The 14,253-nt window shown below is 60.8% G+C and carries 12 protein-coding genes; 4 read left to right on the top strand and 8 right to left on the bottom strand.

Translation table 11 applies throughout. The features are described from left to right. Position 1: 1 nt before the first annotated feature. Together thrA and I6L46_RS02615 are read right to left on the bottom strand one after the other, a co-directional pair. Complete coding sequence (gene thrA / locus I6L46_RS02620; protein ID WP_216977308.1) at positions 2-2,461, bottom strand: bifunctional aspartate kinase/homoserine dehydrogenase I; 2,460 nt, start codon at positions 2,459-2,461, stop codon at positions 2-4. Positions 2,462-2,711: 250 nt separating this feature from the next. Beyond that, positions 2,712-3,419 (bottom strand): tRNA/rRNA methyltransferase, encoded by a 708-nt coding sequence (locus I6L46_RS02615; protein WP_157161155.1) that lies wholly within the window; start codon positions 3,417-3,419, stop codon positions 2,712-2,714. A 206-nt stretch (positions 3,420-3,625) separates the two neighbouring features. On the opposite strand from I6L46_RS02615, the gene aceK reads away from it, so the two are divergent. Beyond that, complete coding sequence (aceK, locus tag I6L46_RS02610; protein ID WP_216977307.1) at positions 3,626-5,353, top strand: bifunctional isocitrate dehydrogenase kinase/phosphatase; 1,728 nt, start codon at positions 3,626-3,628, stop codon at positions 5,351-5,353. A 78-nt stretch (positions 5,354-5,431) separates the two neighbouring features. Here the strand turns inward: aceK and tesB are convergent, their stop codons facing one another. Continuing rightward, the gene (gene tesB / locus I6L46_RS02605) at positions 5,432-6,298 is read right to left on the bottom strand and encodes an acyl-CoA thioesterase II (RefSeq protein WP_005338122.1); all 867 of its coding nucleotides are present in this window, start codon (positions 6,296-6,298) and stop codon (positions 5,432-5,434) included. Between the two features lie 190 nt (positions 6,299-6,488). On the opposite strand from tesB, the gene I6L46_RS02600 reads away from it, so the two are divergent. Then, positions 6,489-7,217: a transporter substrate-binding domain-containing protein gene (locus I6L46_RS02600; protein WP_216977306.1), complete on the top strand. Its 729-nt coding sequence runs from the start codon at positions 6,489-6,491 to the stop codon at positions 7,215-7,217. A gap of 155 nt (positions 7,218-7,372) precedes the next feature. Here I6L46_RS02600 and rluB read toward each other — a convergent pair whose 3' ends face one another. From rluB to I6L46_RS02575, 5 genes are all read right to left on the bottom strand, one after another. Further along, a complete protein-coding gene (gene rluB, locus I6L46_RS02595) occupies positions 7,373-8,296 on the bottom strand; it encodes a 23S rRNA pseudouridine(2605) synthase RluB (RefSeq protein WP_005347347.1) in 924 nt (307 codons plus the stop codon). Positions 8,297-8,430: 134 nt separating this feature from the next. Beyond that, positions 8,431-9,003, bottom strand: a complete 573-nt coding sequence (gene scpB, locus I6L46_RS02590) for an SMC-Scp complex subunit ScpB (RefSeq protein WP_005338125.1) — start codon at positions 9,001-9,003, stop codon at positions 8,431-8,433. After that, the gene (locus I6L46_RS02585; RefSeq protein WP_216977305.1) at positions 8,987-9,856 is read right to left on the bottom strand and encodes a ScpA family protein; all 870 of its coding nucleotides are present in this window, start codon (positions 9,854-9,856) and stop codon (positions 8,987-8,989) included. The genes scpB and I6L46_RS02585 overlap by 17 nt, the downstream gene beginning before the upstream one ends. Further along, complete coding sequence (locus tag I6L46_RS02580; RefSeq protein WP_005338129.1) at positions 9,849-10,469, bottom strand: L-threonylcarbamoyladenylate synthase; 621 nt, start codon at positions 10,467-10,469, stop codon at positions 9,849-9,851. The genes I6L46_RS02585 and I6L46_RS02580 overlap by 8 nt, the downstream gene beginning before the upstream one ends. Before the next feature lie 225 nt (positions 10,470-10,694). Further along, positions 10,695-11,576: a PHP domain-containing protein gene (locus tag I6L46_RS02575; RefSeq protein ID WP_216977304.1), complete on the bottom strand. Its 882-nt coding sequence runs from the start codon at positions 11,574-11,576 to the stop codon at positions 10,695-10,697. A gap of 436 nt (positions 11,577-12,012) precedes the next feature. Between I6L46_RS02575 and I6L46_RS02570 the strand changes: the two genes are divergently transcribed. Both I6L46_RS02570 and I6L46_RS02565 read left to right on the top strand, forming a co-directional pair. Further along, positions 12,013-13,647 carry an anthranilate synthase component 1 gene (locus I6L46_RS02570; protein ID WP_216977303.1) on the top strand — a complete coding sequence of 545 codons (1,635 nt, stop codon included), beginning with the start codon at positions 12,013-12,015 and terminating at the stop codon, positions 13,645-13,647. Further along, complete coding sequence (locus tag I6L46_RS02565) at positions 13,640-14,239, top strand: aminodeoxychorismate/anthranilate synthase component II (RefSeq protein WP_005359135.1); 600 nt, start codon at positions 13,640-13,642, stop codon at positions 14,237-14,239. Before I6L46_RS02570 ends, I6L46_RS02565 begins: the two co-directional genes overlap by 8 nt. Positions 14,240-14,253: the final 14 nt, after the last annotated feature.

The following is a 14,253-nucleotide window of genomic DNA, read 5'->3' as shown; positions in this document are numbered from 1 at the left end:
CTTATAGCTCCTGCTTCCAGTTCTGGGTGCGCAGCACGTCGGCAAAGACGCCCGCCGCGGTCACTTCGGTACCGGCGCCATAGCCGCGCAGCACCAGCGGGATCGGCTGGTAGTAGGTGGAGAAGAAGGCGAGCGCGTTCTCCCCGTCTTTGACCTTGAACAGCGGCTCGTCGGCCCCGACCGCCTTGATGGCCACCTTGCACTTGCCACCCTCGATGGAGCCCACATAGCGCAGCACCTTGCCTTCACGCTGGGCCGCGGCGAACTGGTCGCGGAACCAGCCGTCAGCTTCGGGCAAGCGGGCCATAAAGGCTTCCACGTCGCCACTGACGTCAAAGCCGGGTGGCAGCGCCTGCTCGACTTCCACATCGGAGAGCTCCAGCGCCATGCCCGCCTCGCGAGCCAGAATGAGCAGCTTGCGCGCCACATCCATGCCGTTGAGATCGTCGCGGGGATCCGGCTCGGTAAAGCCGTTGCTACGGGCGATTTGGGTTGCCTCGGAGAACGCCATCCCTTCATCCAGCTTGCCGAAGATAAAGGAGAGGGAACCGGACAGAATGCCGTCGAAGGCACGCAGCTTGTCACCGGCCTTGATAAGGTTTTGCAGGTTCTCGATAACCGGCAAACCGGCGCCGACGTTGGTCTCGTACAGGAACTTGCGGCGAGTCTGGCGGGCAGTGCGGCGCAGCGCCTTGTAGTAATCAAGCGAACCGGTGTTGGCCTTCTTGTTCGGGGTGACCACGTGGAAACCGGCGGCGAGGAAGTCGGCGTACTGGACGGCCACCGCCTCGGAGGAGGTGCAGTCAACGATCACCGGGTTGATGATGTGGCTATCTTCCACCAGCTTTTTCACCCCTTCCAGCGAGAAGCTGTCGCGGGCTTCCGCCAGCTGTTCCCGCCAGTTGACGAGGTTCAGGCCATCCTTGTTGACCGCCATCTGGCGGCTGTTGGCGATGCCGACCACGCGAAGGCCAGTGCCCTGCTCGGCCAGTACCGGTTGCTGGCGGGCAATCTGATCCACCAGCGCGGCACCGACGCCGCCGACCCCGACCACAAAGAGATCGATAAACTGCTGGCTGCCAAAGAAGTTCTGGTGGCACGCCTTGATGGCTTCCGCCACCTTGCGATCCCGCACCACCGCCGAGATGGAGCGCTCGCTAGAGCCCTGCGCGATGGCGACGATGTTGATGGAGGCTTGCGCCAGCGAGGTGAAAAAGCGTGCTGCCATCCCCTTGCTGGTGCGCATGCCGTCACCGATGAGGGAGATGATCGCCAGATCGCTGATGATATCCAGCGGCTCCAGCAGCTGGTTTTTGAACTCCAGCTCGAACTCGCGCTCCAGCACCTTGCGGGTCTTCTCGCTGTCGTAGCTGTGGATACAGAAGCTGACGCTGTACTCGGAAGAGGACTGGGTGATCAGCACGATACTGACCCCGGCGCGGGAGACGGCAGAGAAGATGCGACCGGCCATGCCGACCATCCCCTTCATGCCGGGGCCGGAGACGTTGAACATACACATGCCGGAGAGATCCGAGATGGCCTTCACTTTCAGGTCATCGTCGCCGCTCTCGGGGCCGATCAGGGTGCCCGGCCCTTGCGGGTTGAAGCTGTTCTTGATGAGGCAGGGAATATGGAACTGGGCCACCGGCGCGATGGTTTTCGGGTGCAGCACCTTGGCGCCGAAGTAGGAGAGCTCCATCGCCTCCTTGTAGGAGAGGGTTTTCAGCAGATAGGCATCCGGCACCAGACGGGGGTCGCAGCTGTAGCAGCCTTCGACGTCAGTCCAGATCTCGCAGCACTCGGCATCGACACAGGCAGCCAGGACGGCGGCGGAGTAGTCGGAGCCGTTGCGACCCAGCAGCACGGTCTCGCCCTTGTCGCTGCCGCCGGTAAAGCCCGGCATCAGGTAAAGACAGTCGCTACGCAGCCCCTTGGCGGCAAAACGCAGGCGGGACGCTTCGATATCGACGTGGGCTTCCAGATAACCGCCGTCGGTCACCAACAGCTCTTCCGGTACGATCAGCTCCAGATCCAGACCGCGCACCCGCAGCAGCTCGTGCATAAAGGCGATGGAGAGGTTCTCGCCACGGCTCAGAATGCGCGCCTGCACGTTGTCCGGGCAGAGGCCCAGCAGACGGATGCCCTGCATCAGCCGCTCAACCTGATCCAGCTCGGCGGTGAGACGGGCCAGCAGCGCCTTGTCATCGAGCGCCGGATAGGCCGCCTTCAACCCGGCCAGCAGGCGGGAGAAGATACCGTTGACTTCAAACAGGGTGGAACTGGCATCCATGCCGCGGCTGGTCTGTTCCACCAGCGCCACCAGATGATTGGTCACCTTGGCAGGTGCAGAGAGCACCAGGGCTACCTGAGATTGGCCGTGGGTGTTGACCGCGATATCGGCCACCCGTAAAAAACGTTCTGCATCGGCCAGTGAAGACCCGCCAAATTTCAACACTCTCATCGCTTTCTCTCCCTGTAAATCTATGAAATTCAATCTAAAAACCAGTCCAACAAAAAGGCCCGTACTGGATGGGTACGGGCCTTTTTTGATTTCTGTGCTTGTTCGTCAGCGCATCAACCGGCCCCAGTGCCACCTGTGGTGGTACCGGTAATAATGGTGGTGGTGATGACGTTGGTGAATAACTGCATGACGAACACTCGTTGACGAAGCTGGCTTTTAGCAATACCGCGGCGGGCGATGGGCTGTCAACTTAAACCTCTTTGCCAAGTTTACGCGCAAGGTCTTTGCAGAGCAGGTGGAGCATGTTCAAATCCCGCTGCGGCAGCATGGGTACCCGGTCCATCACCCATTGATGTAGTTTTTCATCCTGCGAAACTCCGATTTCACCCAGCAATTCTGCTGTTTTGCTTTTCAGCACCCGAACCTGCCCAGCGTTATCAAAATTTTCTGCTACCGCAGCAGCACCGTCGGCGTTCAGCTCATCCATCAGCTGACTCATCTCGTAGGCGTAGAGCATGATCGCCTGCCCCAGATTAAGGGAGGGGTAGCTCACCTTGAGGGGCAGATAGCTAATGAGGTCGACCTCGGCCAGCTGCTCGTTGGAGAGCCCCGACTCCTCGCAGCCAAAGACGATGGCGACCTTGTCGAGGGAAGGCTTGCTGCGGATCTGCTCGCGGATCTCCCCCGGGGTGAGGTAGTGCTGGTAACGACCGCGCTCACGGGCGGTGGTGGCGATCACCAGATCCATGTCGGCCAGCGCCTCGGGCAAAGTCTCGAACGCTTCGGCCTGAGTCAGGATCTCCTGGGCGCCGTGGGCCACCCAGCTCGCCTCCTCCTCTTCGTGTACCCGGCTCGCCACCAGTCGCATGGCATCGAATCCCATGGTTTTCATGGCGCGGGCAGCTGCCCCCACGTTCGCAGGTCGGGCAGGTGCTACCAGGACAAAATAGAGCTTCATCGGGTTTCCTCACAGGCCGGACGGCCTCTCAAACAGACAGCAAACAGTCGCTAAACCATCACCAAAACAGGGGCGCAATCTACCGTTTATCCCCGAAAATTGCCACTTGAACAGACGTTTGAATGTTGCGATAGTGGCCAGACGTGTGAACAAATTACACCCAATCCTTCGCGCTATCGGCCCGACAGATCACAAGGAAGAGAGAGATGCAGCAGCCATTGGAACAGGCCGTCGCCGAGACTATCTTGCAACGCTTCGAGTCGTTTTACAGCCGGTTTCTCGAGATAACCCAGGGCAGCAAGAGCCGCTTCGAGAACAGTGACTGGCTGGGGGTGCAGCTCGCTGGACGGGAGCGTATTCGCCTCTATGACCACCATGTGGGGGCTACCGCCAGCTCCATCCGCCAGATGATGGGGGAGCACCACGCCACCCAGGAGCTGCTCAAGCGGGTCAAGAGTGCCTTCAGCGACCTGCTGCCCCGCTGTGACAACTTCGAGGTGGCGGAGTCCTTCTTCAACTCCGTCTATCGCCGGATCTTTCGCCATCGCAATATCCGCGACGAGAACCTCTATATCCACCCCTTTGTCAGCCGTGGCGAAAAACCGGACCTGAGCGCCCTACTGCGGATCTATCGCACCGATCTCGCCCACTTGCCGCAGACTCTAAGCCAGCTACTCGGCGATTACAGCTTCACCCTCCCCTACGAAGACAAGCAGCGGGATATTGTCGACATCCACCGCCATCTTGCCGAGAACGGCCCGCAAATACTTCATGATGAACCCTTTGCCATCGAGCTGCTCAAAGAGGTGTTCTACCGCAACAAGGGGGCCTATCTGGTGGGGCTGATCCGGGTGAAAGATCAGGTCTTCCCCTTTATCCTGCCCCTGCTCAGCACCGGCCAGAGCATCTATGTGGACACCGTCATCTTCGAGCCGGATCTCGCCTCCATCGTCTTTGGCTTCGCCCGCGCCTACTTTATGGTCTATGCCCGCGAACCGGCGCTGTTTGTCGCCTTCCTGCGCCAGATCATGCCCCACAAGCCCGATTACGAGATCTACAACGCCATCGGCTGCCAGAAGCATGGCAAGACCGAGCTCTATCGCCACTACCGCCACCATCTGGCCCAGAGCCGGGATCAGTTCATCATTGCGCCGGGCATCAAGGGGATGGTGATGAGCGTGTTTACCCTCCCCTCCTACGATGTTGTGTTCAAGGTGATAAAAGACGAGTTCACTCCCCCGAAGGATGTGAGCCACGAGCAGGTGAAGGCAAAATACCGGCTGGTTAAACAGCACGATCGGGTGGGTCGGATGGCCGATACCCAGGAGTTCACCAACTTCGAGTTTCCGCTGGATCGCATCTCGCCGGAACTGCTTGCCGAACTCAAGACGGTGGCGCCCTCGGCACTCACCATCAGCGACGACAAGCTGGTGATCAAGCACCTCTATACCGAGCGCAAGATGATCCCCCTCAACCTCTATCTGGACAAGGCGGACGAGCAGCAGACCCGGCTCGCACTGGAGGAGTACGGCAACGCCATCAAGCAGCTGGCGGCGGCCAACATCTTCCCGGGGGACATGCTGTTCAAGAACTTCGGCGTCACCCGTCACGGCCGGGTGGTCTTCTACGACTACGACGAGATCTGCTACATGACGGAGTGCAACTTCCGCCAGATCCCGCCGCCGCGCTACCCCGAGGATGAGTGGAGCGCCGAGCCCTGGTACTCGGTGGCCCCCAACGACATCTTCCCCGAGGAGTTCGCCACCTTCCTGCTGCAAAAGCCGCAGGTGCGGGAGATCATGTTGCAGCTGCACAAGGAGATGTTCGACGCCAACTACTGGAAGATGCTGCAGAGCAACATCAAGGTGGGGGTGTTCGAGGATGTCTACCCCTACCGGCGCAAGAAACGCTTCAAGTACCAGCGCGGCGGCTGATCCCGCAGCGCCCGCGCACATCGCAGCAACGAAAACGGGGTGGCCCAAGCCACCCCGTTTTGCCATCCGCTTTGCGCCTTAACTGCCGCGACGGCGGATCACCCCCTCCTGCATGGTGCTCGCCACCAGCACACCATCGCGGGTAAAGAACTGGCCGCGCACCAGACCGCGACCGCTGCTGGCGCTCGGGCTGTCTACCACGTAGAGCAGCCAGTCGTCGAAACGGAAATCCCGGTGGAACCACATGGAGTGATCGATGGTCGCCACCTGCATATCCGGCTCCCAGTACGACACCCCGTGGGGCTGCAACGAGGTGAGCAGGAAGTTGAAGTCGGAGGCGTAGGCCAACAGGTATTTGTGCACTCGCAGATCGTCCGGCATCTGGCCGTTGGCCTTGAACCAGACGTGGCGCACCGGATCCTGCACCGTCGGCCGAATAGGGTCGACCAGGGTCACCGGGCGCATCTCGATGGGCTGCTCGCAGAGGATCTTGTCCCGCAGGGAAGCCGGGATCAGGTTCTCGTAGGGGCGCACCAGCTCCAGCTCGCTCTTGAGCTCTTCCGGCGGGGTGATACCGGTGGGCATCTGCGCCTGATGCTCGAAACCGTCGGCCGGCACCTGAAACGAGGCGTTGAGATAGAAGATGGGCTTGCCGCCCTGAATAGCCTTGACCCGACGGGTGGAGACGGTCTGGCCATCGCGAATATTCTCAACGTCATAGACGATGGGACGGGTCACATCCCCCGGACGCAGGAAGTAGGAGTGAAAACTGTGAACCTGACGACCGGTCTCGACCGTCTGCTTGGCGGCTGACAAGGCCTGCCCCATTACCTGTCCGCCAAACACGGCCCGCAGACCGAGATCCTGGCTCTGGCCCCGAAACAGGCCCTCCTCGATTTTTTCCAGCGCCAGCAACGCCAGCAGCTCATCAAGTACCTTGCTCATCGTTCACTCCTCTATCAGAGCCGCACAGGCTAACAAGCTCACCGGAGCAGAGCAACCGCCACAACCCCTTCCGCCCGCCAAAGGGAACTTCAAGGGCCATACGCCGCGACCAACAGCATTTATCGAGTCTGTTTTTTCCCTGCCAGAACCGCTACGCTGTCAGCAATCGATAGAGGTGAGGTCACCCGCCATGCACATCCGTTATCCGGTCACGCCCTCTGCCACTTATCGCCTCCGCTCGTCCCTTCGCTTTCTTGCCACCCTGTTTGCTCTCTCGCTGCTCCCGGCCGCCACGGTGCAGAGCGCGGTGATTATCACCGGCGAATTGCCCCCCTACTCTTCAGCGATGCTGGCCAATGGCGGCGAGCTGGCAAGCAAGGTGCTCACCACTCTCAAAGCGGCAGGCCACCCGGATCTGAGGGTCTCCTACCAGCCCTGGCCGAGAGGACTTAAAAACATCGAGCTGGGCAACGCTATCGCCGCCTTCCCCTTTACCTGGACCAACGAGCGCAGCAACACCCTGTTGTTCAGTACCCCCATCGCCTTTGATATCCAGTCCTGGTACACCACGCCCGACAAGAAGGGACTGGAATCCCCGCCCTGGCAGCAGAAAACCGCCTGCGTGCCCAAGGGGTGGTTCTCCGATGCCATCGAGCGAGTGACCATCGAGGAGAAGCTGATCGTCAGAACCACCAACCGCCTCAACCAGTGTGTCGAGCTGCTGAAAAAGGGCAAAGTCGATCTGGTGCCCATCAACGACACCTCGAAAAAGAACCTCTCGGAGGAGGACAACGCCGCCCTCTACCGCCTCTCGCTGTTTCGCCAGAACGTCACCTTCTATCTGGTCACCGCCCGCAATGAAGAGGGAGAGATGTTTATCCGCGACTTCAACAAAGAGTGGATGAAACCGGCCAACTGAGGAGTATGAGAGCAATCATTGCCATATGACCGGAGCCAGCCGGCAGCTGGAGGTCACCCGCTAGAGATGAAAAAGGCCCGCACCATCTGGTGCGGGCCTTTGCTTGGCCGACTGCGCGCCCTTTAACGGCGCGCAGTTCGCAACGGGTTGTCGGCTTACTTGCTGCCGGTACCGGAGTTGCGGGTAGAGGCTTGCGGCTTGCGACGGGCGGTGGTGGCGCGAGCGCGGGGCTCTTTGCCCTGCATCTCTTTGTGACGCTGCACGGCGCGACGGATCTGGGCGGCCTGCTTGTGACGGCTGGTTTTGCCATCCTGCTGCAGATCGACCTTGGATTCGGTCTCCGGCGGCAGGTTGACCAGACCACGCAGGTAGTTCACTTCCGGCAGTTTCAGCTCTTGCCAGCCGCCGCGCGGGATGCCGCGGTCCAGCTTGACGTCGCCGTAGCGGATCCGCATCAGGCGGCTCACCTGCACTTCCTGGGATTCCCACAGGCGGCGCACTTCACGGTTGCGACCTTCGGTCAGGGTGACGTTGAACCACTGGTTCAGACCCTCACCGCCAGCCGGTTTGATCTTGTTGAACTTGGCAGTGCCATCTTCCAGCTGCACGCCCTTGCGCAGACGCTGCAGCATGGCTTCGGTGATTTCGCCAAAGACACGTACCGCGTATTCCCGTTCCACTTCGTGGCTCGGGTGCATCAGACGATTGGCCAGCTCACCATCGGTGGTGAACAGCAGCAGACCGGAGGTGTTGACGTCGAGGCGGCCGACCGCGATCCAGCGGGCACCTTCCATCTTGGGCAGACGATCAAACACGGTGGGACGACCTTCCGGATCGTGACGGGTACACATCTCCCCTTCCGGCTTGTGGTAAGCCAGTACGCGGCAGATCACTTCCTCTGCGGCACGGGTCTTGACCTGGTGACCATCCACCCGGATCACGGCGTTCACTTCGACGCGATCCCCCAGTGTGGCGACCTTGCCATCCACACTGACCCGACCTGCGGTGATCAGGGCCTCCATCTCACGACGGGAGCCGTGACCCGCGCGGGCCAACACTTTTTGCAGTTTTTCACTCATCGGGGTTACCTGATTGTTGATCGCTGCCCACCGGTAAAAGGGGCAACGGGGTTAACTGTAACAAACGCCGGTTGGAGCCTTCGTCACAGTTGAAAAATGTATATCTCGGTGAAATCGGCACGCTTGGGCGCCATTCACCGGGCATCGTTCTCCCCGTCCACCGCAGAGGGCAACAGGGGTTGCAGCTCCGGATCCAGCTCGGGGAGCTGCTCCAGACTCTGCAGATTAAAGTAATCCAGAAACTCTCTGGTGGTGGCGAGCAGTTCGGGGCGACCTGCCACCTCTTTGTGGCCTATGCTGCGCACCCAGCCACGCTCTTTCAGGGTATTCACTATCTGGCTCGACACCGCCACCCCGCGGATCGCTTCTATCTCGGCCCGGGTGATGGGTTGGCGATAGGCGATCAGGGTCAGTGTCTCCATCACGGCGCGCGAATAACGCGGCGCCCGCTCGCTCCAGAGCCGCGAGAGCTCCTCGGCATACTCCTGACGCGCCTGAAAGCGCCAACCGGAGGCGACCTCTTTGAGCTCGACGCCCCGCGAGCTGTAATCTTGCCTGATCTCGGCCAACAGCAGCTGAACATAGCGACTGGTCACCGGATAATCCGCCAGCACGCTACTTTTCAGCTCGCTGACATTGAGCGGACGACCGGCCACAAACAGCGCCGCTTCGATCAGGGTCTTGAGTCGTTCAGTGGGCAGCGCCACGGTTGCCCTCCTCGCTCTGCTCGGCCAATGCGAAATGAATTGGGCCAAGGGGTTCAGCCTGCAGGATCCAGATCAGTTGCTCCTTGCACAGCTCCAGCAGGGCCAGAAACGTCACCAGAACCCCCATGCGCCCCTCTTCGGCACGCAGCACCTGCTCAAGGCGCAGGGTCTGCCCCAGGGTGAGCATGGCAAGGATCTCCGCCATGCGCACCCGGGTCGGGATCTGTTCGCGGCGGATCTGGTGATGTTCGAAATGAGTCGCGCGTTTTACCACACTTTGCATGTAAAGGGCGAGCTCAACCAGCGAAACATCGGGCGCAAGTGGCTTGAGGGCACCAAAATCGGGGGGCAAGGCGGCTGCGATATAAATCTCCCGCTCCACCCGTGGCAGCTCATTGACCTTCTCTGCACCTACCTTGTAGCGCTCGTACTCCTGCAGGCGGCGGATTAGGGTCACCCGCGGGTCTTCCCCCTCCTCTTCATCCTCCAGCTCCGGCGCCTTGGGCAGCAGCAGGCGGGATTTGATCTCCGCCAGCCAGGCCGCCATCAGCAGGTATTCGGCTGCCAGCTCAAGGTTGAGCCCCTGCATCAGCTCCACGTACTCCATGTACTGGGCAGTGATCTGCAGGATCGGCAGGTTGAGGATATCGAGCTGCTGACGCCGGATAAGGTAGAGCAGCAGATCGAGCGGCCCCTCGAAGGTATCGAGGAACACCTCCAGCGCATCGGGCGGGATGAACAGGTCCTGGGGCAGCTCGTGATAGGGCTGCCCCAGGACTTTCGCGATGGGTAGTGCGGCGCCAGTCCCCGTCTCGGCAGCGGGGACTGTCACCGGTTCAGCGACATCACTCAAACGGGGTCGGGTCTCCGGCGCCGCGACGACGCAATACCGGCTCGTCGTCAGAGAAATCGACCACAGTGGTGGGCTGCTCGCCCAGATAGCCGCCGTTGACCACCAGATCGATCTGCTTGCCCAGCTTGTCGAAGATCTCTTCCGGGTCGAACTCGGCCATCTCGGAGTCCGGCAGGATCAGTGTGGTGGAGAGCAGCGGCTCGCCGAGTGCTTCCAAGAGCGCCTGAGCTATCTTGTTGTCCGGCACCCGGATGCCGATGCTCTTCTTTTTCTCGTTCATCAGGCGGCGCGGCACCTCTTTGGTCGCCTTGAAGATGAAGGTGTAAGCGCCCGGGGTGTTGTTCTTGATCAGGCGAAACGCGCTGTTGTCGACCTTGGCGTAGGTGGAGATCTCGGAGAGATCGCGGCACACCAGGGTGAAATCGTGGTTGGCGTCGAGGCGACGGATGCGGCAGATGCGCTCCAGCGCGCCCTTGTCACCCATCTGGCAACCCAGCGCATAACCGGAGTCGGTCGGATAGACGATGACGCCGCCGTTCTGGATGATCTGTACCGCCTGACCGATCAGACGGGCCTGGGGGTTTTCAGGATGTACGTAAAAATGCTGACTCATAGCTTGTTCTCGCAATAGGGGCAGCAATACCTGCCCGCTCGTATGGTCACGGGTCAAAGACCCATGACACTACCTTAACCTGTTTGTGGCCGCTTCGCTGGCGCCGTTAGCGACTCGCCAGCAGCTCGGCATGCTGTTCAGTGGTGAGCCCAAAGTGACCGGGATAGGCCAGCCACACTATGGGAATCCACTCTTGCCGGTTTGTTCCCTATTCCGCTGGCGCCGTTACCGACTCGCCAGCAGCTCGGCATGTTGCTCGGTGGTGAGCCCAAAGTGACCGGGATAGGCCAACCAGACTGGCATGCCTTCCTTTGGCAACCAGAGGTGGCGGCCCAGCTCGGTCCAGTTGGAGGGGAAGTGAAAATCCGATCCCACCGAGATATAGAGGTCGTGATCCTTGGCCCACTGGCCCAGATTGGCCCGCTCCTGCGGGCTCTGCTGAGGCAATGAGACCTCCATGGCATCGCCACCGGCCGCCTTGAAGGCCACCAGCAGCCGCTTGATCCACTTGGCGGTGAGATCGTAGCGGCTGGGGTGGGCCAGCACCGCCAGCCCACCGGCGGCGTGAATGGCCGCGATGGCTTCGCTCATCTCGGGCCACTCGGCCGGGGCATACCCTTTATTGCCACGGCTCAGGTACTTTTTGAATACCTTCTGCATGTTGTCGGCCACCCCGCGTGCCACCAGCACCCGGGCAAAGTGGGCGCGGGTCACGGCAGCATCACCGGCGAGCTGTTTGGCCTCTTCATAGGTGCCGGGGATGAGGCACTTCTCCAGACGACGCCCGATTTCCAGCGCGCGCGCTTCGCGACGGGCCAGCTGACTGGCCAGAAAGTCGGTCAACTGCGGATTTTTTTCATCCACCCCCAGCGCCACGATATGAATTTCGTGATGCTCCCAGCCGGTGGAGATCTCGACCCCGCTCACCAGTCGCAGCGGCAGTTGCTCGGCTTCGATGGTGCGGCGCACCTCATCAAGCCCGGCGAGGGTGTCGTGGTCAGTAACTGCTAACACTTCGACCTGTTTTTCGGCGGCGCGGCGCACCAGTTCGGCTGGGCTCAGCACCCCGTCGGAGGCAGTGGTATGGCAGTGAAGATCGAATCTCATCAGGTTATTCCGCTCTCGTGGTCAGGTCACCATTCATGGCAAATCGGTGAAAGAAGGCTAAAAAGCGACTTGACTTGGCCGCGGCTTTATCGTTTTCTGTAGGCACTTCATTGCAAACATCTTTTTACAGGACTTTATCATGCAAACGACTTCCATCCTGACCATCTGGTGGTGGCACACTCCCTGACATGCGGGCGTGTGGTCGTTGCTGTACCTGTAATCTGACAGCAAATTAAGAACCCAAAGAAAAAGCCCGCTGACCCCAGCGGGCTTTTTTATTATCCGGCAAATGGACCTGTGATGAAACCGAGAATTCAGACAAGCAACCTGACCTGGCGATGGCGCCCCTGAACCAGCCACCCCGGACCAATTAAATTTTCAAGGAATTCAATGTCATGAACATCGGTAAACAGCATCACACGCAAGGGAACGCACTATGACAGCCACACATCGCCTTCCTCTGGGTGAATTCGATACCCTCAAACTCAACGCCCCCTATGTGGCCGACCCGCTGGCGCTCTATACCCGCCTCTGTCAGGGTCGCCCCAACAACCTGCTGCTGGAATCGGTGGAGATCGACTCCAAGGCAGGCAAACAGAGCCTGCTGCTGGTGGATGCCTGCCTGCGCATCGAGTGCCGTGGCCGCACCGTGCGGGTTCGCAGCCTGAACGACAACGGCGCCCAGTTGCAAAGCCTGCTGGCCGAGCGGCTGCCTGCGGTGGTTGCCCGCTCGCTGGTAGATGGCGAATTGCAGCTCGATTTCCCGGCCTCCGATCGGGAGCAGGACGAAGATTCCCGCCTCAAGGGGAGCAGCGTGCTGGACGTGTTGCGCACCCTGCAACGGGAGCTTGATTGCCAGCTCGGCAAAGAAGCGCTCTTTATGGCGGGCAGCTTTGCCTATGACCTGATCGCCTCATTTGAAGATCTGCCTGAAGTGCCACAGGGGAGCAACAGCTGCCCCGACTACTGCTTCTACGTGGCCGAGACCCTGATCACCATCGATCATATCGAACGCACCACTCAACTGCTCGCCTGCATCTTTGGCGGCGACAGCGACGAAAGCCAGGTGGAAGACAGATACACCCGCCTGACCGAACGGCTCACCGACTTCAAACAGATTTGCCAGCAACCCCTCTGCGCCGAGCTGACCACCCAGCCCCTGACCGGTGGCATGAGCGTGGACAAGAGCGACAAGCAGTTCTGCGCCGAGGTGGAGAAGCTCAAGGGCTTTATCCGCCGTGGCGACATCTTCCAGGTGGTGCCGTCCCGCTGCTTCTCCCTGCCCTGCCCGAGCCCCCTGGCCGCCTATCGCCGCCTCAAGCAGACCAATCCCAGCCCCTACATGTTCTACGTGGAGGATGAGGGCTTCACCCTGTTTGGCGCCTCGCCGGAGAGCGCGGTGAAATTCTGCGCCGCCAGCCGCGATGTGGAGATGTATCCCATCGCCGGTACCCGCCGCCGCGGCTTCAACCCGGATGGCAGCATCAACCGGGATCTCGATGGCCGCATCGAGCTGGAGCTGCGTCAGGACGAAAAAGAGGTGGCCGAGCACCTGATGCTGGTAGATCTGGGCCGCAACGACATCGCCCGCATCTCGGAGCCCGGTACCCGCTACGTCAAGGAGCTGCTCAAAGTGGATCGCTACAGCCACGTGATGCATCTGGTCTCCAAGGTGGTCGGCACCTTGCGCTCCGATCTTGACGCCCTGCACGCCTATCAGGCCTGCATGAACATGGGCACCCTGACCGGCGCCCCCAAGATCCGCGCCAGCGAGCTTATTCGCATGGTGGAAGGCAAGCGCCGCGGCAGCTACGGCGGCGCGGTCGGCTACATCAACGGCGCTGGCGAGATGGATACCTGCATCGTCATCCGCTCGGCATTTGTCAAAGATGGCGTGGCCCATGTGCAGGCCGGTGCCGGGGTGGTCTATGACTCCAAGCCGCAAGCCGAAGCGGACGAAACCCGCGCCAAGGCGGCGGCCGTGCTGGCCGCCATCGCCGCCAGCCATGGCACCTCCCTGCAAGCCCTGAGCGCCCAGCAGGAGCAACATAAGGACGTGAGCCATGACTAACATCTTCCTGCTCGACAACTTCGACTCCTTTACCTACAACCTCGTCGACCAGTTCCGCTCCCTCGGCTATCCGGTGCGGATCTACCGCAACAGCCTGCCGGCGAGCCGCATCATGAGCGAGATCGCTGCCTGCGAAGGGGATGCCGTGCTGGTGCTCTCACCGGGCCCGGGCGCCCCCCATGAAGCGGGTTGCCTGATTGATCTGATCAAACTGGCCCGTGGTCAGGTGCCCATCCTCGGCATCTGCCTCGGTCATCAGGCCCTGTGCGAAGCCTACGGTGGCACCGTCGGTGCGGCAGGCGAAATTGTCCACGGCAAGCGCTCCCTGATTGAGCACAACGGCCACGGCGCCTTCGCCGGTCTGCCAAGCCCGCTGCCGGTGGCCCGCTACCACTCGCTGGTCGCTACCTATGTACCGGAAGAGCTGACGGTGATTGCCCACTATCAGGGCATGCCCATGGCCATCGAGCAGCAGGATGAGCGGGTGCTGGGCTTCCAGTTCCACCCGGAATCCATCATGACCTCGGAAGGGGCCCGTCTGCTGACTCAGGCGCTCGCCCATATCACCCGTCCAGAAAGCAGCGTGCGTTAAGGTAAGGAGACCAA

It is taken from the genome of Aeromonas sp. FDAARGOS 1416 (assembly GCF_019048085.1).
Lineage (GTDB): Bacteria > Pseudomonadota > Gammaproteobacteria > Enterobacterales > Aeromonadaceae > Aeromonas > Aeromonas veronii.
The sequence above is the reverse complement of the archived record's forward strand: the minus strand, read 5'-3'. Positions and strand labels throughout refer to the sequence as shown.

Excerpts from the sequence above, each read along its gene's own strand:
- tesB (WP_005338122.1), bottom strand. The coding sequence starts at position 6,298 with ATGAGCAAGGTACTTGATGAGCTGCTGGCGTTGCTGGCGCTGGAAAAA.
- I6L46_RS02600 (WP_216977306.1), top strand. The coding sequence starts at position 6,489 with ATGCACATCCGTTATCCGGTCACGCCCTCTGCCACTTATCGCCTCCGC.
- I6L46_RS02580 (WP_005338129.1), bottom strand. The coding sequence starts at position 10,469 with ATGAGTCAGCATTTTTACGTACATCCTGAAAACCCCCAGGCCCGTCTG.
- I6L46_RS02570 (WP_216977303.1), top strand. The coding sequence starts at position 12,013 with ATGACAGCCACACATCGCCTTCCTCTGGGTGAATTCGATACCCTCAAA.
- aceK (WP_216977307.1), top strand. The coding sequence starts at position 3,626 with ATGCAGCAGCCATTGGAACAGGCCGTCGCCGAGACTATCTTGCAACGC.
- I6L46_RS02615 (WP_157161155.1), bottom strand. The coding sequence starts at position 3,419 with ATGAAGCTCTATTTTGTCCTGGTAGCACCTGCCCGACCTGCGAACGTG.
- thrA (WP_216977308.1), bottom strand. The coding sequence starts at position 2,461 with ATGAGAGTGTTGAAATTTGGCGGGTCTTCACTGGCCGATGCAGAACGT.
- I6L46_RS02565 (WP_005359135.1), top strand. The coding sequence starts at position 13,640 with ATGACTAACATCTTCCTGCTCGACAACTTCGACTCCTTTACCTACAAC.
- rluB (WP_005347347.1), bottom strand. The coding sequence starts at position 8,296 with ATGAGTGAAAAACTGCAAAAAGTGTTGGCCCGCGCGGGTCACGGCTCC.
- I6L46_RS02575 (WP_216977304.1), bottom strand. The coding sequence starts at position 11,576 with ATGAGATTCGATCTTCACTGCCATACCACTGCCTCCGACGGGGTGCTG.